This is a genomic window from Noviherbaspirillum aerium (assembly GCF_008929045.1).
Taxonomy (GTDB): Bacteria; Pseudomonadota; Gammaproteobacteria; order Burkholderiales; family Burkholderiaceae_D; genus Noviherbaspirillum; species Noviherbaspirillum aerium.
The window spans coordinates 698545-717061 of record NZ_VFAH01000001.1 but is presented as its reverse complement, the minus strand read 5'-3'; the positions used below and the strand labels follow the sequence as shown (position 1 = coordinate 717061).

General features: G+C 60.0%; 25 protein-coding genes. 3 read left to right on the top strand and 22 right to left on the bottom strand.

Features of this window, described 5'->3' with window-relative positions; translation table 11 throughout:
* Positions 1-237: 237 nt before the first annotated feature.
* Positions 238-657 (top strand): large conductance mechanosensitive channel protein MscL, encoded by a 420-nt coding sequence (gene mscL / locus FH061_RS03310; RefSeq protein ID WP_151633015.1) that lies wholly within the window; start codon positions 238-240, stop codon positions 655-657.
* 21 nt (positions 658-678) lie between these two features.
* Here mscL and FH061_RS03305 read toward each other — a convergent pair whose 3' ends face one another.
* Complete coding sequence (locus tag FH061_RS03305; protein WP_151632860.1) at positions 679-1377, bottom strand: response regulator; 699 nt, start codon at positions 1375-1377, stop codon at positions 679-681.
* Between the two features lie 95 nt (positions 1378-1472).
* Positions 1473-2237, bottom strand: coding sequence for a Nif3-like dinuclear metal center hexameric protein (locus tag FH061_RS03300; RefSeq protein ID WP_151633013.1), 765 nt, complete (start codon positions 2235-2237; stop codon positions 1473-1475).
* Between the two features lie 16 nt (positions 2238-2253).
* Here FH061_RS03300 and FH061_RS03295 point away from each other — a divergent pair, with 16 nt between their 5' ends.
* Together FH061_RS03295 and FH061_RS03290 are read left to right on the top strand one after the other, a co-directional pair.
* Positions 2254-3417: a Do family serine endopeptidase gene (locus FH061_RS03295; RefSeq protein WP_151632858.1), complete on the top strand. Its 1164-nt coding sequence runs from the start codon at positions 2254-2256 to the stop codon at positions 3415-3417.
* Positions 3418-3441: 24 nt separating this feature from the next.
* Positions 3442-4113 (top strand): DUF2461 domain-containing protein, encoded by a 672-nt coding sequence (locus FH061_RS03290; RefSeq protein ID WP_151632856.1) that lies wholly within the window; start codon positions 3442-3444, stop codon positions 4111-4113.
* A gap of 163 nt (positions 4114-4276) precedes the next feature.
* On the opposite strand, the gene tatC is transcribed toward FH061_RS03290, so the two are convergent.
* The 20 genes from tatC to FH061_RS03190 form a co-directional block, all read right to left on the bottom strand.
* Positions 4277-5044, bottom strand: a complete 768-nt coding sequence (gene tatC / locus FH061_RS03285) for a twin-arginine translocase subunit TatC (protein ID WP_151632854.1) — start codon at positions 5042-5044, stop codon at positions 4277-4279.
* A 124-nt stretch (positions 5045-5168) separates the two neighbouring features.
* Positions 5169-5654, bottom strand: a complete 486-nt coding sequence (gene tatB / locus FH061_RS03280) for a Sec-independent protein translocase protein TatB (protein ID WP_151632852.1) — start codon at positions 5652-5654, stop codon at positions 5169-5171.
* Positions 5655-5726: 72 nt separating this feature from the next.
* Positions 5727-5927: a Sec-independent protein translocase subunit TatA gene (gene tatA, locus FH061_RS03275; RefSeq protein WP_151632850.1), complete on the bottom strand. Its 201-nt coding sequence runs from the start codon at positions 5925-5927 to the stop codon at positions 5727-5729.
* 67 nt (positions 5928-5994) lie between these two features.
* Positions 5995-6366: a histidine triad nucleotide-binding protein gene (locus tag FH061_RS03270; RefSeq protein ID WP_151632848.1), complete on the bottom strand. Its 372-nt coding sequence runs from the start codon at positions 6364-6366 to the stop codon at positions 5995-5997.
* A gap of 94 nt (positions 6367-6460) precedes the next feature.
* Entirely contained in the window at positions 6461-6799 is a 339-nt protein-coding gene (locus FH061_RS03265; protein WP_151632846.1) for a phosphoribosyl-ATP diphosphatase, read from the bottom strand.
* A gap of 80 nt (positions 6800-6879) precedes the next feature.
* Positions 6880-7284 (bottom strand): phosphoribosyl-AMP cyclohydrolase, encoded by a 405-nt coding sequence (hisI, locus tag FH061_RS03260; RefSeq protein ID WP_151632845.1) that lies wholly within the window; start codon positions 7282-7284, stop codon positions 6880-6882.
* Positions 7281-8045, bottom strand: coding sequence for an imidazole glycerol phosphate synthase subunit HisF (gene hisF, locus FH061_RS03255; RefSeq protein ID WP_151632843.1), 765 nt, complete (start codon positions 8043-8045; stop codon positions 7281-7283). The genes hisI and hisF overlap by 4 nt, the downstream gene beginning before the upstream one ends.
* Before the next feature lie 2 nt (positions 8046-8047).
* A complete protein-coding gene (gene hisA, locus FH061_RS03250) occupies positions 8048-8836 on the bottom strand; it encodes a 1-(5-phosphoribosyl)-5-[(5-phosphoribosylamino)methylideneamino]imidazole-4-carboxamide isomerase (protein WP_151632841.1) in 789 nt (262 codons plus the stop codon).
* A 73-nt stretch (positions 8837-8909) separates the two neighbouring features.
* Positions 8910-9548, bottom strand: a complete 639-nt coding sequence (gene hisH / locus FH061_RS03245; protein ID WP_151632839.1) for an imidazole glycerol phosphate synthase subunit HisH — start codon at positions 9546-9548, stop codon at positions 8910-8912.
* A 42-nt stretch (positions 9549-9590) separates the two neighbouring features.
* Positions 9591-10187 carry an imidazoleglycerol-phosphate dehydratase HisB gene (gene hisB, locus FH061_RS03240; protein ID WP_151632837.1) on the bottom strand — a complete coding sequence of 199 codons (597 nt, stop codon included), beginning with the start codon at positions 10185-10187 and terminating at the stop codon, positions 9591-9593.
* 18 nt (positions 10188-10205) lie between these two features.
* Complete coding sequence (gene hisC / locus FH061_RS03235; protein WP_151632835.1) at positions 10206-11294, bottom strand: histidinol-phosphate transaminase; 1089 nt, start codon at positions 11292-11294, stop codon at positions 10206-10208.
* 63 nt (positions 11295-11357) lie between these two features.
* Complete coding sequence (locus tag FH061_RS03230; protein ID WP_151632833.1) at positions 11358-12125, bottom strand: DNA-methyltransferase; 768 nt, start codon at positions 12123-12125, stop codon at positions 11358-11360.
* 94 nt (positions 12126-12219) lie between these two features.
* Positions 12220-13533 (bottom strand): histidinol dehydrogenase, encoded by a 1314-nt coding sequence (hisD, locus tag FH061_RS03225; RefSeq protein WP_151632831.1) that lies wholly within the window; start codon positions 13531-13533, stop codon positions 12220-12222.
* A 4-nt stretch (positions 13534-13537) separates the two neighbouring features.
* Positions 13538-14188, bottom strand: coding sequence for an ATP phosphoribosyltransferase (hisG, locus tag FH061_RS03220; protein ID WP_151632829.1), 651 nt, complete (start codon positions 14186-14188; stop codon positions 13538-13540).
* Positions 14189-15439: a UDP-N-acetylglucosamine 1-carboxyvinyltransferase gene (murA, locus tag FH061_RS03215; RefSeq protein WP_151632827.1), complete on the bottom strand. Its 1251-nt coding sequence runs from the start codon at positions 15437-15439 to the stop codon at positions 14189-14191.
* Positions 15439-15675, bottom strand: a complete 237-nt coding sequence (locus FH061_RS03210; RefSeq protein WP_151632825.1) for a BolA family protein — start codon at positions 15673-15675, stop codon at positions 15439-15441. The genes murA and FH061_RS03210 overlap by 1 nt, the downstream gene beginning before the upstream one ends.
* Before the next feature lie 45 nt (positions 15676-15720).
* Positions 15721-16476 (bottom strand): ABC transporter permease, encoded by a 756-nt coding sequence (locus FH061_RS03205; RefSeq protein WP_151632823.1) that lies wholly within the window; start codon positions 16474-16476, stop codon positions 15721-15723.
* On the bottom strand, positions 16476-17387 hold the full coding sequence (locus FH061_RS03200) for an ABC transporter ATP-binding protein (RefSeq protein WP_151632821.1): 912 nt from the start codon (positions 17385-17387) through the stop codon (positions 16476-16478). The genes FH061_RS03205 and FH061_RS03200 overlap by 1 nt, the downstream gene beginning before the upstream one ends.
* A 123-nt stretch (positions 17388-17510) precedes the next feature.
* Entirely contained in the window at positions 17511-17807 is a 297-nt protein-coding gene (locus tag FH061_RS03195) for an STAS domain-containing protein (protein WP_151632820.1), read from the bottom strand.
* 3 nt (positions 17808-17810) lie between these two features.
* A complete protein-coding gene (locus tag FH061_RS03190) occupies positions 17811-18458 on the bottom strand; it encodes an MlaC/ttg2D family ABC transporter substrate-binding protein (RefSeq protein ID WP_151632818.1) in 648 nt (215 codons plus the stop codon).
* Between the last annotated feature and the right edge of the window lie 59 nt (positions 18459-18517).

The window sequence follows — 18517 nt, the reverse complement described above, 5'->3', positions numbered from 1 at the left end:
AGCAACCTTAGATTATAACGGACGCCGGAACTGAATTAAAGGGAAACCCTTTTGCCTTGCGAAAATTCGGGAACTTTTTGGCAGGCAACAGACAGATACTATGTGCCGGAGACCTTCGTTTGCTTCGGAAAGTGCAGGATTTCTGCAAAAATGGAGCCCGCATGCGCCTCGTCCACCTGAAACTCAGGCAAGCATTGCGCAGGACCGACAACAATACGACACAAGGAAGGGAAATTGATGGGAATGCTGCAGGAATTCAAAGCCTTTGCAATCAAGGGGAACGTGATTGATCTGGCGGTTGGCGTCATCATCGGCAGCGCATTCGGCAAAATCGTCGACTCGCTGGTGCAGGATGTGATCATGCCGGTCGTCGGAAGACTGGTTGGCGGACTCGATTTTTCGAATTATTACTTGCCACTCAATGGCCAAGGCATGTCCATGACCCTGGTAGAAGCCAAGAAAGCGGGAGCGGTCCTGGCATACGGCAATTTCCTGACCATTCTGCTGAATTTTCTCATTCTGGCGTTCATCATCTTTCAGATGATTCGCCTGATCAACAAGGCTAGGCGCAGGGAGCCGGAGGCCGCTCCACCACCGGCGGCCACACCGGAAGACATCGTGCTTCTGCGAGAAATCCGCGACTCTTTGAAAAGATAGGAAAAAGCGCGCCCGCGCCGCCTATTTGCGGACGCGGGGCTGCCCGATCTGCAGCAGTCCCCGGCGATGAGCCTCAAACACGGCTTCGCCCCGGGAATGCACGGCAAGCTTTCCGTAGATGTTCTTGATGTGCGTTTGCACCGTGCCGACAGAGACGGATAACAGCTTGGCAACTTCGCCATAACTCTCCCCCTGAGCGATGAGGTCCAGTATCGCCGACTCGCGCTTGGTCAGACTGGTCGCCGGGTCCTGCTCCTTGGCGGTAACAGGCCGCTTGCCATCGCGAACCTTGGCCAGCACCATGCGCGCGATCGTGGGGCTCATCGGTGCCCCTCCGGAGCGCAGATCGAGCACTGCGCGGGCGATGTCGGTCTTGCCGGCATCCTTGAGCACATAGCCCGACGCGCCGGCTTCGATGCAGGCCAGCACATTGGCTTCGTCGCTGGACATGGTAACGACCATGATGTCCGTCTGCGGATGCCGGCTGGTGCAGGCATGAATGACTTCAAGCCCCGATCCGTCGGGAAGACCGAGATCGGTCATCAACACCTGGGGAACGTTGGCATCCAGCCATGTCATGGCGGCCTTCACACTCTCAAGCGCGGCGAGCAGCTTGAGCCGTGGCTCCGATTCGATTGCAAGCGACAGCGCCTTTCGGGTTACTGCGTCGTCTTCCACTATCATTACGCCGATCGGATCGCGCGATGTTTCTTCCAGCATAATTACTCCTTACCTTGCGTAATCATACCTGCATCTCAATGTCGGCATGACCTACTTTCGGTTTTTTTGCTGCAGCGCGGCACGAGGGAAGGACATCAGACGGGGTTATCGATATCGACGAACTCATGTTCGATGCCGAAATGGCCAGCCAGATGCTCGCCGAGCGACTGTACGCCATACCGCTCGGTAGCATGATGTCCGCATGCCAGATAGGCAACCCCGGATTCGCGCGCGAGGTGTACCGTCGGCTCCGAAATTTCTCCGCTCAGATAAAGGCTCGCACCGGCCGCAATGGCATTGCCGAGCATGCCGTGCGCGGCGCCGGTGCACCAGCCGATACGGCCCAGAGGCTGCGCCGGATCGCCGATCAGCAGCGGCTGGCGCTTCAATCGGGCACCGACATGGAGCGCCAGGTCCCCTGCGGTCCTGAGCGCGGCATCCTGGACAAGGCCGAGCCATCCAAGGCTGTCGTCGCCGAAACGGCCGTCCGGCGACAGGTCGAGCCGTTTCGCCAGTTGAACGTTGTTGCCGAATTCCTGGTGCATGTCGAGCGGCAGATGAAAACCGAACAGGTTGATATCCTGCGTCAGCAGCAATTTGAGACGCCGGTGCTTGGGTCCGATGACGCGCGCATCCTCGCCCTTCCAGAAATAGCCATGATGCACGATGACGGCATCCGCACCGGCGTCGGCCGCCGCTTCCAGCAGCGCCAGGCTGGCGGTGACGCCGGTGACAATTTTTCGGATTTCCCTGCGCCCTTCGACTTGCAAGCCATTTGGGCAATAGTCTCGAAAACGGTTAATATCGAGCGTTTGCTCCAGATATTTTGCGAGCTCCTCTCTACCAATTGTTTCAAGCATCATCGTTATCCTTCATATGCGACGTCTCTGGCTATTGTTTGCCCAAACCGTAACGGTCGGCCTGGCGCTCTGGTTTATTGTAGCGAGCCTGAAGCCGGAATGGGCCATCAGCCTGCTCGGCGGCGCCCGGGGCGACCGCGCGGTCAATTCACCGGCGCAGATTCTTCAAGCGCCCGCTACGGCACCCGCGCAGGATTCCTACCGCGAGGCGGCAAGGCGCGCCATGCCGGCCGTAGTCAATATCTTCACCACGAAAGGCGCCCGTCAGCCGAAGACGCCTTTCATGGATGATCCGCTGTTCCGCCGCTTTTTCGGCGACCAGCAGGAGGACAGGCAATTCAGCCTGGGCTCCGGCGTGGTGATCAGCCCGCAGGGATATGTGCTGACGAACAATCATGTGATTGAAACCGCCGATGAAATTGAGGTCGCACTGGCGGACGGCCGCAAGGCCGTGGCGAAAGTGGTCGGCACCGATCCGGAAACCGACCTCGCGGTGGTGAAGATCGATTTGCCGAATTTGCCTGCCATTACCCTGGGCAATGCCGACCAGGCCCGCGTGGGCGATGTGGTGCTGGCCATCGGCAATCCCTTCGGCGTCGGACAAACCGTCACCATGGGCATCGTCTCGGCGCTGGGCCGCAATCATCTCGGCATCAACACCTTCGAAAACTTCATTCAGACCGATGCGGCCATCAACCCCGGCAACTCCGGCGGCGCGCTGATCGACTCCAGCGGCAACCTGCTGGGCATCAACACGGCGATCTACTCGCGCAGCGGCGGCTCCCTCGGCATCGGCTTTGCCATCCCGGTCACCACGGTGAAGGATGTGATGGAATCCATCATCGCCACAGGACAGAAAGTGCGTGGCTGGATCGGTGTCGAACCGCAGGACATCACGCCGGAGCTTGCCGAGAGCTTCGGCCTGACCCGTAAATCCGGCGCCATCATCGCCGGCGTGCTCAAGGGCGGCCCGGCCGACAAGGCAGGCATCCGACCGGGCGATATTCTTGTTGCGGTCGAAGGCAAGCCGGTGAGCGATACCACCGACATGCTCAACCTGATCGCGCAGCTCGCTCCAGGCAACAAGGCCAAGATGACAGTACTGCGCAAGACCCAGGAATCGACGCTCGAAGTCACTGTCGGCAAGCGGCCGAAGCCGAGACGCGAAACCCAGGAATAGCCGCCGTCTTTCAAGAAAGCTTTCATGCATACACGCGACCTGATTCAATTCCTTGCCGAACTGAGCGAAAACAACAATCGCGCCTGGTTCGTCATGAACAAGCCGCGCTATGACATCCTGCGCTCCGAATTCCTTGAACTCGTTTCCGGCATGATTGCGCAGATCGCGAAATTCGATCCGGAAGTGGCAGACTGCAATCCGAAGAAGGCGCTGTTCCGCATCAACCGGGACATGCGCTTCTCCAAGGACAAAAGCCCGTACAAGACAACGTTTTCGGCGGCGGTCACTGCAAGCGGCCTGAAGAAACCGAGTCAGGGCGGCGGTCCGGCTTACTACTTCCACGTTGATGCGCAGGGCCTGCTTCTGGTGGCAGGCGGAGAATACATGCCGCCCGCCGATCGCCTGCGCGTGATTCGCCAGCACGTGATAGCCGACGCCGCCGGATTTTCCAAGGTACTGAAGAACCGCAAACTGAAGGATACCTACGGCGACCTTCAGGATGAGGGCAAGCTGTCGCGGCCGCCGAAAGGCTTCGATGCCGATGTGCCGCATATCGAATACGTGAAGAACAAGAGTTTCATCGTCTGGAAGGAGAGCAGTCTGAAGAAGACGATTCCCACCGATCTCGGCAAGGAAATCGTGTCGGGATTCAAGGATGCTTATCCTCTTGTTCATTGGCTGCGGCAAGCCAAATAACCTCGCGCTTGCCAAAAACAGTAGCGGCGCCTCGAGCCGCAAACCGGATGCACCGTCATCCGGCTCCGTGCGCACCAGCAGGGCGGAAAAACAAAAGCCGGCGAGCGCCGGCTTTGTTCATTGTGCTGATCGAGCGGATCATCGGGTGTTATCGCACGGCTGATCAGGCCTGATCGCTCACCTCTTCCGGCGCTCGGGTCGCCTTGGCGAAGGCGGGCGCGATCAGCAGGCCGACTTCGTACAGCAGACAAATCGGGATCGCAAGCAGCAGCTGGCTCATGACGTCGGGCGGCGTCACGACCGCAGCGACGACGAAAGCGCCGACGATCACATAGGGGCGCACTTCCTTGAGCTTTTCCACCGTGACCAGGCCCATGCGCACCAGAACGATCACCACGATAGGAACTTCGAAGGTGACGCCGAAGGCGATAAAGAGCGTCATCACGAATCCGAAGTAGCTTTCGATGTCTGGCGCCACATTGATGGATTTCGGCGCGAACTCATTGACGAACTTGAAGATCACGCCGAAGACAAAGAAGTAGCAGAAAGCCACGCCGGCGATGAACAGCAGAGAAGAAGACACCACCAGCGGCGCCACCAGCTTCTTCTCATGGGTGTACAAGCCGGGCGCAATGAAGGCCCAGGCCTGATAAAGCACTACCGGTAATGCGATCAGAAAAGCGAGCAGCAGCGTGACTTTTACCGGAATCAGAAAAGGCGTAATTACGCCAGTCGCAATCATCTTGCTGCCTTCAGGCAGCGCGACCATCATCGGCATTGCGAGTATGTCGTAGATATCGCCGGCCCATGGCATCAGGCACAGGAATACGATAATGATTGCAATGGATGCCCTCATCACCCGGTTGCGCAACTCCACCAGATGTGAAATGAAGGTATCTCCGGCACCAGCCGTGTCGTCGTCGTTGATCATACGGAGGTGTTATGCAAATGTGATACGCATTGGTTCATGACCAGCCCCGCTGTCGCGAAGCGGCAGTCCGGCATGAGATGATGCAAGGCCCTTGCTGGGAAATCGGATCGGCATGCTGGCGGGCTCAGTGATGAAATGAAACGGTGGACTTGCGCGTTGCCGCAGGCCGAAACTTTGCGACGCGCGCGGCCCCTGACATCACATGGGTACGACGCCCGCTCTGTTTCTTGTACCAAGAAGGCACCGCCGAGGTGCGGGCCAGTTTCTTCTTTCGAAAATCCTTGGCCTTCACCCCGATCTGATCAGGTGTCGGCGTTTCCAGCAAGGGATTGGACAGCGCTTCCTGAACGTCGCTCTGCATGTCGGCAACATTCTGCGCGATCGTCTCTTCGACGCTGGTCGCCGCCTCCTGCATTTCCTTCTGCATCTTGCGCAGTTCGTCCAGCTCGATCTCGCGGCTGACTTCGGACTTGACTTCGTTGATGTAACGCTGGGCGCGGCCGAACAGCGTGCCGGCCATGCGGGCGACCTTGGGCAGGCGCTCGGGTCCGACGACAACCAAAGCGACCACGCCGATCAATGCAATTTTGGTAAGGCCGAGATCAATCATGATGGGGAGCGGGCAAGGGTTGCATTCGCGCCATGGACAGGTGTCCGGCGCATATCATCGTCAAGCCCGTGATCAGCTTTTCTTCTCTTTCGCTTCGACGTCGATCGTTGCCTTGTCGGCGGCGGTCTTGTCTTCGTCGCCCTTGACGCCATCCTTGAAACCCTTGACGGCCTTGCCGAGATCGGAGCCCATATTGCTTATCTTCTTTGTGCCGAAAATCAGCATGACGACCACCAGAACGATCAGCCAATGCCAGATGCTAAATGAACCCATTGCTTTCTCCTAATAGACGCAAGCGCCTTCTTTCAAATTTTTGCCGTTTTATGCAGGAAACCCGGAATCACCGTTGGCCGCGCCAGGGACGCGGACCACCGATGACATGCAGATGGAGATGGTACACCTCCTGTCCGCCATCGGGTCCGGTATTGAACAGCGTCTTGAAGCCGCCAGTACCCGCACCGTCATCCGACGCTTCATAACCGCAGCCCTGTTCCTTGGCCAGCTTCGGTGCCAGCAACATCATTTTACCCAACAACTTGGAATGACTTTCACTGCAGTCCGCTAGTGTAGCAACATGTTGTTTCGGGACAATTAAAAAATGGACCGGCGCAGCGGGGTTGATGTCATGGAAGGCGATCACATCGTCGTCCTCGTAGACGGTCTTGCTCGGAATCTGCTTGGAGGCAATCTTGCAAAAGATGCAGTCAGTCATGATAGGTCCCGTTGGCTGTGGCGAACTATGGAGAATGGTGGAGTAAGGCTGGTAACACAGCTTACGCTATTCCGGCTTGCATTGACCACGAGGATCATTCGGTGCGGGATGCCTTCTCGTCTATGCCGGAAAGGCCCTCGCGGCGCGCGAGTTCATCAATCACGTCTTGCGGTTTCAGATTGAATTGTGCCAGCAGGACCATCGAGTGGAACCAGAGGTCGGCGCATTCATAGAGCACCTTGGAAACATCGCCGCCGGCGCGGGCATCCTTTGCCGCCATCACGGTTTCGGTGGCTTCCTCTCCGATTTTCTTCAGGATGGCGTCATCGCCCTTGGAGAACAGGCGCGCGACATAGGACTTGTCGGGATCGCCGCCGTTTGCGATCTTGCGCGACTCGATGACGTCGGCGACGCGTTTCAGGATTTCACTCATTGCTGGAGACGGATGATCCGCCTTGTCTCTGTTGATTCAATTGATTGATCAGCCGGCCGCCCGAGGTGTTGCATGCGGCTTCATTTGTAGATGGAATCAGGATCCTTGAGGACCGGATCAACCGATTGCCAGTCGCCGCTGTTCGCATCGCCTTCGAATTTCTGGAAGAAGCAGGAATGCCTTCCAGTGTGACAGGCTATCCTGCCCACCTGCTCGACCTTCAGCAGCACGACGTCCTCATCGCAGTCGAGCCGGATCTCATGCACCTTCTGCGTGTGTCCAGATTCCTCGCCCTTGTGCCAGAGCTTCTTGCGCGACCGGCTCCAGTACACGGCCTCGCCCAGCTCGACGGTTTTGGCGAGAGCGTCGCGATTCATCCAGGCGAACATCAGCACGTCATTGCTGCCGACTTCCTGGGCGATCACGGGCACCAGCCCCTGTTCGTCCCATTTCACCTTGTTGAGCCATTTGCCGGCGATGCTCATACCAGCCTCATCGGAATGCCCTGACCGGCCATGAAATTCTTCGCTTCCTGCACGGTGTGCTGGCCGTAATGGAAGATGCTGGCTGCCAGCACCGCATCGGCCTTGCCGACCTTGATCCCGTCGGCAAGATCCTTCAGGCCGCCGACGCCGCCGGATGCAATCACGGGAATCGAGATGGCATCCGAGACCGCGCGCGTAAGATCCAGGTCGAAACCGCTCTTGGTGCCGTCGCGGTCCATGCTGGTCAGCAGGATTTCGCCGACGCCCAGGCTTTCCATCTTCCTTGCCCATTCGACCACATCCAGGCCGGTGGCCTTGCGGCCGCCATGGGAAAAGACTTCCCAGCCGCCTTCGGCCTTGCGCTTGGCATCAATGGCGACCACGATGCATTGCGAACCGTACTTCTGCGCGGCATCGGCCACCATCTGCGGATTGGCGATGGCGGTGCTGTTGATGCTGATCTTGTCGGCGCCGGCATTGAGCAGGCGGCGGACGTCTTCCACGGTGCGCACGCCGCCGCCCACTGTCAGCGGAATGAAGACCTGCGACGCCACCGCTTCGATGATGTGCAGGATCAGGTCGCGGCCGTCGGAGGTGGCGGTGATGTCGAGAAAGGTCAGTTCGTCTGCGCCCTGGTCGTCATAGCGGCGGGCGATTTCCACCGGATCGCCGGCATCGCGCAGTTCAAGGAAATTGACGCCCTTGACCACGCGGCCAGCGGTCACATCGAGACAAGGGATGATGCGTTTTGCAAGGGGCATGCTTATTCTTCTTCCGTCTCTTCCTCGATGCCGCTCAAGGCATCGGCGCGCTCCTGGGCCGCACGCAGATCGAGCGTGCCCTCGTAGATGGAACGGCCGCAGATCACGCCTTCGATGCCTTCATCCTGGACCGCGCAGAGCGCTTCGACGTCCTTGATGTTGTGCACGCCGCCGGAAGCGATCACGGGAATGGTCATGCTCTGCGCCAGCTTGACGGTGGCGTCGATGTTGACGCCGCCCATCATGCCGTCGCGGCCGATGTCGGTATAGACAATGGCTTCGCAGCCGTAGTCTTCGAACTTCTTGGCCAGGTCGATCACTTCGTGTCCGGACAGCTTGCTCCAGCCGTCGGTTGCCACCTTGCCGTCCTTGGCATCGAGGCCGACGATGATCTGGCCGGGGAAGGCGCTGCACGCATCGTGCAGGAATCCGGGATTTTTCACCGCCGCCGTACCGATGATGATGTAGGAAAGGCCGTCGTCGAGATAGCGTTCGATGGTGTCAAGGTCGCGGATGCCGCCGCCGAGCTGAATCGGAATCTCGTCCGTGTCATTCTCAAGCGCAAATTGGCGCACGACCTGGATGATGGACTTCACCGCCGCTTCATTCTTCGGCTTGCCGGCGAAGGCACCGTTCAGATCGACCAGATGCAGCCGGCGCGCCCCCTGCATCAACCAGTGCCGCGCCATGTCGGCGGGGTCTTCGGAAAATACGGTGGCTTGTTCCATATCGCCCTGTTTCAGGCGAACGCAATGACCGTCCTTGAGGTCGATGGCAGGTATGAGCAGCATGGCTACATGTGTGATGGAGTGGGGTTAATGAAAGTGGCTCTGGAACACAAACAATTTCCTCGGAACCCGGCGATCAGGGATTCCAATGGGCGAAATTCTTGTAAATCTGCAAACCTGCCGCAGCGCTTTTTTCCGGATGAAACTGTGTAGCGAATATATTATCTTTGGCGACCGCGCATGCAAAGGGTGCGCCGTAATCGGTTTCGCCGGCGGTATGGGTACGGTCCGCAGGCTGTGCATAGTAACTGTGCACGAAGTAGAAGTAACTGTTGTCGTTAATGCCATTCCACAGCGGATGGGACAGCGTTTGCCTGACCCGGTTCCAGCCCATTTGCGGCACCTTGAAACGCGATCCATCCTCCTGCAGCATGCCGTCGAGGCGGAAGCGCACGACTTTTCCCGGGATCAGGCCGATGCCCGGCGTATTGCCTTCCTCGCTCAAGTCAAACAGCAATTGCTCGCCGACGCATACGCCGAGCAGGGGCTTGGTGCGGGTGAACTCGATCACGGCTTCCTGCAGGCCGGATTCCCGCAGGCAGCGCATGCAATCCGGCATGGCGCCCTGCCCCGGCAACACCAGGCGGTCGGCGGCACGGATGTCCGCGAGTTCGCCGGAGATGCGCACGTCGGCCTCCGGCGCGGCATGACGGAGCGCCTGCGCCACCGAGCGCAGGTTGCCCATCCCGTAATCCACTACAACTATCTTGTTCATTTGTCTGAAAGCTCAATCAACGCCGTACGTTGCCGTACGCTGTTACAGGCTGCCCTTGGTCGAGGGAATCATTCCCGCCGCTCGCGGATCGAGTTCGGCGGCCATGCGCAGTGCGCGGCCAAATGCCTTGAATACGGTTTCGCACTGATGATGAGCGTTTTCGCCGCGCAGATTATCGATATGCAATGTGACGAGCGCGTGATTGACGAAGCCCTGGAAGAACTCGTGCGTCAGGTCGACATCGAAAGCCCCGATCATCGAACGCTTGAACGGCACATGGAATTCGATACCCGGGCGTCCGGAGAAATCGACCACGACGCGTGACAGCGCTTCATCGAGCGGCACGTAGGCATGTCCGTAGCGGCGGATGCCCTTCTTGTCGCCGATGGCCTTGGCGAAAGCCTGGCCCAGCGTGATGCCGACGTCTTCCACCGTATGGTGGGCATCGATGTGCAGGTCTCCCTTGGCTTCGATGTCGAGATCGATCAGGCCGTGGCGGGCGATCTGGTCGAGCATGTGGTCAAGGAAAGGAACACCGGTATTGAGCTTTTGCTGACCGGTACCGTCGAGGTTGATCGCGACGCGGATCTGCGTCTCGTTGGTATTGCGGGTGACCTCTGCAACGCGGGGCGTGGACATGTGAATGAATACTAAAAATTAAGGAGCCAGCGATGCCATGACGGCATCGAGCAGCAAGCGGTTCTCTTCGGGGGTGCTGACGGTGATCCGCAAGCAGTTTTCCAGCAATGGGTGCATTTTACCGACATTTTTGATCAAAACCTTACGATCTAACAATGCAGAAAAGACATCATTGCTGTTTATTTTTTCATGCCTGACGCGCACCAGCAGGAAATTCGCTGCCGACGGGAACACTTCGATTCCCGGAAGCACGCTCAATGCCGCCGCCAGGCGAGTGCGTTCCTCGCGCAGGGCGGCCGCCTGCTCATCCAGCACATCCACATGGTCGAGCACGAATTCGGCTGCGGCCTGGGTGAGCACATTGATGTTGTACGGCGGCCGGACCTTGTCGAACTCGGTCAGCAGTTCGCTGCCGGCGGACATGTAGCCGAGCCTGATACCGGCCAGGCCCAGCTTGGATACGGTGCGCATGACCACCAGATTAGCAAATTCCGGCAGACGCGGCATGAAACTGGTCTGCGCGAACGGCTGGTAGGCCTCGTCCACCACGACGATGCCGGTGTCCTGCGCGGCCCTGATGATCTCGACCATGTCGTTTTCATCGAACAGGTTCCCGGTCGGATTGTTGGGATAGGCAAGATAAACGATGGCCGGCTTGTGCTCCTCGATGGCGGCCAGCATGGCGGATTTGTCCAGGCCGAAATCGGCTGTCAGCGGCACGCCGACGAATTCCAGGCCGGCGAACTTGGCCGACATCGCATACATCACAAAGCCCGGCGTCGGGGCCAGCACCTTGGCGCCCGGCTTCGCGCAAGCCACCGACAGCAAGGTGATCAGTTCGTCCGAACCGTTGCCGAGCACCACGTCATAGCCGCCGGGCACGCCGAGCCTCTCGCAGATCTTTTGCTTGAGCTCGGTATAGGACGGCACCGGATAACGGTTCATCGCCACTTCGGCAAGGCGCTGTCCAAGCTCGCCGCGCAGGTGCTCGGGCAGCGTGTACGGGTTTTCCATCGCATCGAGCTTGACGAAGCCGGTCGAATCGGGCACATGGTAAGCCGCCAGCGAACGCACGTCGGGACGGATGATGGTGTCGATCAGGGACATAGTTTGATTATCTCGATCCAAATCTCAAGAATGCGGCAACCTGGCTGCCGCGCAAATACGGGGTCATGCCACCTTGTCGTCCAGTGCCGCCAGACGCGACTGGATCAACTGGCAATATTCGGCATTGAGTTCAAAGCCGACGAAATTCCTTCCGCAGCGCCTGGCCGCCACCGCGGTCGTGCCGCTGCCCAAGAAGGGATCGAGCACGATGCCGTCCGCCGGGCACGAGGCCTTGATCATGCGCTCGATGATTTCCAGCGGCTTTTGCGTAGGATGATCGGCGCGCTCGCGATGCTCGCGGTGCAGGCGCGACACGCTCCAGACATCCTTCGGGTTATAGCCGATTTCCAGCCACTTGGCGCCGACGAAGATGGAGCGCGACCTTGCCTTCTTGGTCTCGGCATCATACGGGATGCGCACGGCATCGAGATCGAAATGATAATCCCGCGCCTTCGCGAAGAAGCCGATGGTGTCGTGCACCGACGAGAAACGGCGGGTGCTGCCGCCCATCGACGGCACCCGGCGGTCCCAGACGATTTCGTTGATCATGGTCATGCGCTTCTTCAGCATGACGAAGATTTCGGGCGAGTAGCGCCAGGTCAGGAAAATGTAGAAGCTGCCGTTGGCCTTGAGCTTGGGCAGCGCCGCATCGACCCATTGTTCGGTCCATTGCAGATAGGCCTCGGCGTCGAGCTTGTCGGAATCATTGCCGTAATCCTTGCCCAGCCCGTAAGGCGGGTCGGCGATCAGCAGATCGACGCTGCCGTCGGGAATGCGGGCAAGCCCCTGCAGCGCGTCTTCGCAAAAGACGTTGTTGAGCCAGGATGTCATTGCCGCTCACCGGACGTCGGGAGCGGCTGCAGCAGGCAGGACAAGACGCCTGCCGCGGCGTTGAGGGCAATCATGCGGCGCCTTTCCGACGCCGTCATTTGAGCCGGTACTCGGCCGAGCCGGCGTGTGCCTGCAGGCCTTCGCCATAGGCGAGCTCGGCGGCAATCCTGCCCAGCGTCTGGGCGCCCGCTTCGCTCACGTGAATGATGCTGGAACGCTTCTGGAAATCGTAGACGCCCAGCGGCGACGAAAAGCGCGCGGTGCGCGAGGTCGGCAGCACATGATTCGGACCGGCGCAGTAATCGCCGAGGGATTCGGAAGAGAAGCGTCCGAGGAACATGGCACCGGCATGGCGCACCTTGTCGGCCCACTGCTGCGGATCCTCCGCCGAAATTTCCAGGTGCTCGGCCGCGATCAGGTTGGCGATCTCGCAAGCCTCGTCCATGTCGCGCACCTTGACCATCGCGCCGCGGTTGGTCAGCGATGTGCGGATCACTTCCTTGCGCGGCATGGCGTCGAGCAGGCGGTTGATGCTGGCTTCGACTTTCGCGATATAGGCCTCGTCCGGGCAGACCAGGATGGACTGCGCCAGCTCGTCATGCTCGGCCTGCGAGAACAGGTCCATCGCCACCCAGTCGGGATCGGTGGAACCGTCGCACAGCACCAGGATTTCCGACGGACCGGCGATCATGTCGATGCCGACGATGCCGAACACGCGCCGCTTGGCGGCGGCGACATAGGCATTGCCGGGGCCGACGATCTTGTCGACCTGCGGAATGGTGTCGGTGCCGTAGGCCAGCGCGCCGACCGCCTGCGCGCCGCCGATGGTGAAGACGCGGTCGACGCCGGCAATCGCCGCGGCGGCCAGCACGAGTTCGTTCTTCACGCCATTGGGCGTGGGCACCACCATGATGACTTCCTGCACGCCGGCCACCTTGGCCGGAATCGCATTCATCAGTACCGAGGACGGATAGGCAGCCTTGCCGCCGGGAACATAGATGCCGACCCGGTCGAGCGGCGTGACCTTCTGTCCGAGCACGGTGCCGTCGGCTTCGGTGTAGGTGAAACCGTCGCTTCCGGTTTCGGCTTTCTGCCGCTCGTGATAGGCGCGCACCCGGTCGGCGGCGGTTTGCAGCGCGGCGCGGCGCTCCGGCGCGAGCGCATCGAGCGCGGCGCGCAGCTCGTCCTTGCCGATTTCGAGGCTGGCGACGCTGCCGCTTTCGAGCTTGTCGAAGCGGTTGGTGCAGTCGAGCACGGCGGCATCGCCCCGCGCCTTGACGTCGGCGAGAATCTGCGCGGCGGCACGGTCGATGGCCTCATCCTCGCCGGCTTCGAATGCGAGCACTGCGGACAGTTGCGCCTTGAAGTCGGGGACGCTGGAATCGAGTTTGCGAATCTGGATGGTCATGGTGTCATACCGCTTTCGAGGCTTTTTCGAAGGCCGCCAGAATCGGCTGCAGGCGCTCGCGCTTGAGTTTCAATGCCGCCTGGTTGACCACCAGGCGTGAGGAAATATCGAGAATATGCTCGACCTCGACCAGGTTATTGGCGCGCAGCGTGCTGCCGGTGCTCACCAGGTCGACGATCGCATCCGACAAGCCAACCAGCGGGCCGAGCTCCATCGAGCCGTAGAGCTTGATCAGGTCCACGTGGACGCCCTTGGCGGCGAAGTGTTCGCTCGCGCACTTGACGTACTTGGTCACCACGCGCAGGCGCGCGCCCTGGCGCACCGCATTGGCATAATCGAAGCCTGCGGGCACCGCGACCGACAGCCGGCACTTGGCGATGTTGAGGTCGATCGGCTGGTACAGTCCCTCGCCGCCATGTTCAAGCAGCACATCCTTGCCGGCCACGCCGAAATCGGCGGCGCCGTACTGCACATAGGTCGGCACGTCGGAGGCGCGCACGATGATGACGCGCACGTCCGGATCATTGGTCGGCAGGATCAGCTTGCGCGACTTTTCCGGATTTTCGGTGACGGTGATGCCGGCCGCTTCCAGCAGCGGCAGGGTTTCCTCGAAGATGCGGCCCTTGGACAGCGCGAGTGTCAGTTGCTGGCCCATTTACTTGACCCGTTCAATGTTGGCGCCGACGGCGGACAGCTTGACTTCCATGCGGTCGTAGCCGCGGTCGAGATGATAGATGCGGTCGACCAGCGTCTGGCCCTGCGCCGCCAGCGCGGCAATCACCAGCGAAGCGGATGCGCGCAGGTCGGTCGCCATCACCGGGGCGCCGATCAGCTTGTCGACGCCCTGCACGATCGCCGTGTGGCCGTCGATGTCGATCGAGGCGCCGAGGCGGTTGAGTTCCTGCACATGCATGAACCGGTTTTCGAAAATCGTTTCGGTCACGCGGCTGATGCCGTCGGCGATGCAATCGAGCGCCATGAACTGGGCCTGCATGTCGGTCGGAAAACCGGGATATTCGGTGGTGCGGAAGCTGACCGCTTTCGGACGCGCCGACATCTGCACCCGGATCCAGTCGCTGCCGGTGGTCAGGATGGCGCCGGCCTCGCGCAGCTTGTCGAGGGCGACTTCGAGGATGTCGCCGCGGGTGTTCTTCAGCGTGACATCGCCGCCGGCGGCCGCAACCGCGCACAGGAAGGTGCCGGTCTCGATGCGGTCGGCGATCACGGTATGCGATGCGCCATGCAGCTTGGCCACGCCCTGGATCACCAGGCGGTCGGTGCCGATGCCTTCGATCTTCGCGCCCATGGCGACGAGCAGATTGGCAAGGTCGGTGACTTCCGGCTCGCGCGCCGCATTTTCCAGCACGGTCTCGCCTTCGGCCAGCGTCGCCGCCATCAGCAGGTTTTCGGTGCCGGTGACGGTGATCATGTCGGTCAGGATGCGCGCACCCCGAAGCTTCTTGACCTTGGCATGGATGTAGCCGGCTTCGATGGTGATGTCGGCGCCCATCGCCTGCAAGCCCTTGATGTGCTGATCAACCGGGCGCGAGCCGATGGCGCAGCCGCCGGGCAGCGATACCTTGGCTTCGCCGAAGCGCGCCAGCAGCGGACCGAGCACCAGGATCGATGCGCGCATGGTCTTGACCATTTCATACGGCGCTTCGCACTTGTCGATGGCCGCGCCGTTGAGGGAATAGCGGTCGTCATCCTGCTCGACGCGCAAGCCCATCTGGCGCAGCAGCTTGAGCATGGTGTTGACGTCCTGCAGATGCGGCACGTTGGACAGCTGCACCGTGTCGGCCGTGAGCAGGCCGGCGCACAGGATGGGCAACGCGGCGTTCTTGGCACCGGAGATAGTGATGTCGCCGGACAGGCGGTTGCCGCCGGTAATAAGCAGTTTGTCCATTATTTCTGGAATTCTTCAGGGGTGAGTGTCTTCATCGACAGCGCATGGATTTCCTCGCGCATGCGGTCGCCCAAAGCGGCGTACACCAGCTGGTGGCGCTGGATCAGTCGCTTGCCGGCGAAGGCGCTGGAGACGATCACGGCATTGAAATGCTGGCCGTCGCCTTCCACTTCGAGGTGGGCGCAGTCGAGGCCGGCGGCGATGTAACTTTTGACAAGCTCGGGTGTGGGTAGCATGGTCTTCCCTTTGTGACCTGATTGACCTGACGGTCTTGGTGACTCTTAGTGACGCAGCTTGTATCCGCGTTTGAGCATGCGAATCGCGAATCCCGCGAGCAGCATGAAAAACACGCTGACAATGGAAAAGCTGAGCAATGGATCGACGTCGGATTTGCCGAAGAAGCCGTAGCGGAAGCCGTCAATCATATAAAAAAACGGGTTGAAGTGCGATACCGTCTGCCAGAAAACCGGCAGCGAATGAATGGAATAGAACACGCCCGACAAAAAGGTTGCCGGCATGATCAGAAAATTCTGGAAGGCAGCGAGCTGGTCGAACTTTTCCGCCCAGATACCGGCGATCAGGCCCATGGTGCCGAGGATGGCTGCACCCAGCAAGGCGAAAATGACAATCCACCACGGCGCAAAGAAGGTCAGGTCAGCAAACCAGGTGGTAATCAGGAATACGCCGGTGCCGACCGCCAGGCCGCGCACCACCGCCGCCAGCACGTAGGCGGCAAACAGATCCCAGTGCGACAGCGGCGGCAGCAGGACAAAGACCAGGTTGCCAGTGATCTTGGACTGGATCAGCGAAGAGGAGCTATTGGCGAACGCATTCTGCAGCACGCTCATCATTACCAGTCCGGGCACCAGGAAGGCGGTATAGCGGACATCGGGATAGACCTGCACATGCTCTTCCAGCACATGGCCGAAGATCAGCAGATACAGCATGGCGGTCAGGATGGGCGCGGTGATGGTCTGGGTCGCGACTTTCCAGAAACGCAGGATTTCCTTGTAGAAAAGGGTCTGGAAGCCGGTCATCACTTCTCCCCTTCCATGATCTGGATGAACACATCTTCCAGGTCGGCCTGCTGCAAATGCATGTCGTCGATGACGGCACCGGCTTCACGCAGCGCGGCGAGAATCGGCTCGACTTCGGAGTAATCATTGACGCGCAGCGTGTACTTGCTGCCGCCGATGAGTTCGTCGGGATGGGAGACGAGCGGCTTGAGCGCATCGGGAAGGCCGCCGCGCGCCAGGTGCACGATCAGCTGGGAGCCGGAAATGCGCTTGAGCAATGCGGAGGTCGAATCGAGCGCAACCACCTTGCCCGCCTTGAGCATGGCGATGCGATTGCACAGTGCCTGGGCTTCTTCCAGGTAGTGCGTGGTCAGGACGATGGTATGGCCTTCGTGGTTGAGGCGGGAAATGAATTTCCACAAGGTCTGGCGCAATTCCACGTCCACGCCCGCGGTCGGCTCGTCCAGCACGATCACAGGCGGCCGGTGCACCAGGGCTTGCGCCACCAGCACTCGCCGCTTCATGCCGCCCGACAATGCACGGGTATTCGTATCGGCCTTGTTGGTCAGATCCAGGTTGGCCATCACCTCATCGATCCAGTCATCATTCTTCTTCAGGCCGAAGTAGCCGGACTGCATGCGCAGCGTTTCACGCACCGTGAAGAAAGGATCGAACACCAGTTCCTGCGGCACGACGCCGAGCCGCTTGCGGGCTTCCCGGTAATCGGTCACGACATCGTGGCCGTGGATCGATACGGTTCCGGAATCGGCGCGGTTGAGACCGGCGATGATGGAAATCAGCGTTGTCTTTCCGGCACCGTTGGGTCCCAGCAGGCCGAAGAATTCTCCCGGCTCGATGGACAGGGAAACGCCGCCAAGCGCCTGCAGGGACTTGTAGCGTTTTTCGACATTGACGATTTGGAGGGCAGCCATGGCGGCTAGATCACTTTATCGGGAGGGCCGCTTGCGCGCTAGAAGGCGCAAGCTTTGGCGGAACCCTTGATTATATTGGATTTCCGGTCAGGAAGCCGGAGCGGGACGGGTCGAGAACGACCGTCAATGATGGGCGAGATCGCTTTGATGTTCGCCGCTGCGGGCGATGGAAAGGAGTTCGCTGACGCCGTACAGTTCGATCAGGCTCTGCAGCCCGGCGGAAAGATTGCGGAAAACAATCGACTTGCCGGCACGCTGCGCCGCGCGCTGCCATGCAAGCAATGTCGCGACCGCGGCCGAGTCGACGACAGTCAGGCCTCCGAGATCGATCTGGGTCTGACCTTCGGCGATCGCGCGCAAACCGGCTTCCAGCACGGTCTGCGCGTTATTGACGGTCAGCGTCAAGCTAGGTTGATACATGGATCAGGACTTGACGGTTTTCGCGGCGCTTGCGGCAAGACGCTTGTTCTTGTCGGACAGCGTCTTGATCAGGCCGTCGATGCCGCCCTTGCCGATTTCCGAGGCAAAGTTGCCCTTGTAGGTCTCGACCAGCCAGGCACCGAGCACGTTGACATCATAGATTTTCCAGGCGCCGGACGATTTTTCGAGACGGTAGTTCAGCTGGATCGGATCGCCGCCGCGCGACTGCACGACTTGGGAACGGACTTCGACTTCGGTATCGGCCGCATCCGCGCGCAAGGGCTTGAATTCGAGCTTCTGATCCTTGACTTGGGAAATGGCGCCGGAATAGGTGTAGATCAGCAGCGTACGGAATTCGTTGGTGAGCTGCTTCTGCTGCTCCGGCGTGGCTTCGCGCCAGAAACGCCCGGCGGCGAGCGCGGTCATGCGCTGAAAGTCGACGTGGGGAAGAATCTTGGCCTCCACCAGTTCCAGTACCTTTTTCTGGTTGCCGTTCTGGATATCCTTGTCGCTCTTGGCAGTATCCAGAACCTCCTGGCTGATGCGCTTGACCAAAGCGTCGGGTGCTTCCTGGGCCGAGGCGGCCGGTGCAAAACCGAGCGCGCCGACCGTCAGACTGGCGATGGCAAATAAAGTCTTGAGCAGTTTCATAGGTTCCTGATTGATTTAATCAAATGGCAGCGCGAAAGCCGCGCCGCATATCGGAAACG

Bases quoted from the DNA above. Each gene is read 5' to 3' on its own strand.
- mscL (WP_151633015.1), top strand. From the start codon at position 238: ATGGGAATGCTGCAGGAATTCAAAGCCTTTGCAATCAAGGGGAACGTG.
- FH061_RS03305 (WP_151632860.1), bottom strand. From the start codon at position 1,377: ATGCTGGAAGAAACATCGCGCGATCCGATCGGCGTAATGATAGTGGAA.
- FH061_RS03300 (WP_151633013.1), bottom strand. From the start codon at position 2,237: ATGCTTGAAACAATTGGTAGAGAGGAGCTCGCAAAATATCTGGAGCAA.
- FH061_RS03295 (WP_151632858.1), top strand. From the start codon at position 2,254: ATGCGACGTCTCTGGCTATTGTTTGCCCAAACCGTAACGGTCGGCCTG.
- FH061_RS03290 (WP_151632856.1), top strand. From the start codon at position 3,442: ATGCATACACGCGACCTGATTCAATTCCTTGCCGAACTGAGCGAAAAC.
- tatC (WP_151632854.1), bottom strand. From the start codon at position 5,044: ATGATCAACGACGACGACACGGCTGGTGCCGGAGATACCTTCATTTCA.
- tatB (WP_151632852.1), bottom strand. From the start codon at position 5,654: ATGATTGATCTCGGCCTTACCAAAATTGCATTGATCGGCGTGGTCGCT.
- tatA (WP_151632850.1), bottom strand. From the start codon at position 5,927: ATGGGTTCATTTAGCATCTGGCATTGGCTGATCGTTCTGGTGGTCGTC.
- FH061_RS03270 (WP_151632848.1), bottom strand. From the start codon at position 6,366: ATGACTGACTGCATCTTTTGCAAGATTGCCTCCAAGCAGATTCCGAGC.
- FH061_RS03265 (WP_151632846.1), bottom strand. From the start codon at position 6,799: ATGAGTGAAATCCTGAAACGCGTCGCCGACGTCATCGAGTCGCGCAAG.
- hisI (WP_151632845.1), bottom strand. From the start codon at position 7,284: ATGAGCATCGCCGGCAAATGGCTCAACAAGGTGAAATGGGACGAACAG.
- hisF (WP_151632843.1), bottom strand. From the start codon at position 8,045: ATGCCCCTTGCAAAACGCATCATCCCTTGTCTCGATGTGACCGCTGGC.
- hisA (WP_151632841.1), bottom strand. From the start codon at position 8,836: ATGCTGCTCATACCTGCCATCGACCTCAAGGACGGTCATTGCGTTCGC.
- hisH (WP_151632839.1), bottom strand. From the start codon at position 9,548: ATGAACAAGATAGTTGTAGTGGATTACGGGATGGGCAACCTGCGCTCG.
- hisB (WP_151632837.1), bottom strand. From the start codon at position 10,187: ATGTCCACGCCCCGCGTTGCAGAGGTCACCCGCAATACCAACGAGACG.
- hisC (WP_151632835.1), bottom strand. From the start codon at position 11,294: ATGTCCCTGATCGACACCATCATCCGTCCCGACGTGCGTTCGCTGGCG.
- FH061_RS03230 (WP_151632833.1), bottom strand. From the start codon at position 12,125: ATGACATCCTGGCTCAACAACGTCTTTTGCGAAGACGCGCTGCAGGGG.
- hisD (WP_151632831.1), bottom strand. From the start codon at position 13,533: ATGACCATCCAGATTCGCAAACTCGATTCCAGCGTCCCCGACTTCAAG.
- hisG (WP_151632829.1), bottom strand. From the start codon at position 14,188: ATGGGCCAGCAACTGACACTCGCGCTGTCCAAGGGCCGCATCTTCGAG.
- murA (WP_151632827.1), bottom strand. From the start codon at position 15,439: ATGGACAAACTGCTTATTACCGGCGGCAACCGCCTGTCCGGCGACATC.
- FH061_RS03210 (WP_151632825.1), bottom strand. From the start codon at position 15,675: ATGCTACCCACACCCGAGCTTGTCAAAAGTTACATCGCCGCCGGCCTC.
- FH061_RS03205 (WP_151632823.1), bottom strand. From the start codon at position 16,476: ATGACCGGCTTCCAGACCCTTTTCTACAAGGAAATCCTGCGTTTCTGG.
- FH061_RS03200 (WP_151632821.1), bottom strand. From the start codon at position 17,387: ATGGCTGCCCTCCAAATCGTCAATGTCGAAAAACGCTACAAGTCCCTG.
- FH061_RS03195 (WP_151632820.1), bottom strand. From the start codon at position 17,807: ATGTATCAACCTAGCTTGACGCTGACCGTCAATAACGCGCAGACCGTG.
- FH061_RS03190 (WP_151632818.1), bottom strand. From the start codon at position 18,458: ATGAAACTGCTCAAGACTTTATTTGCCATCGCCAGTCTGACGGTCGGC.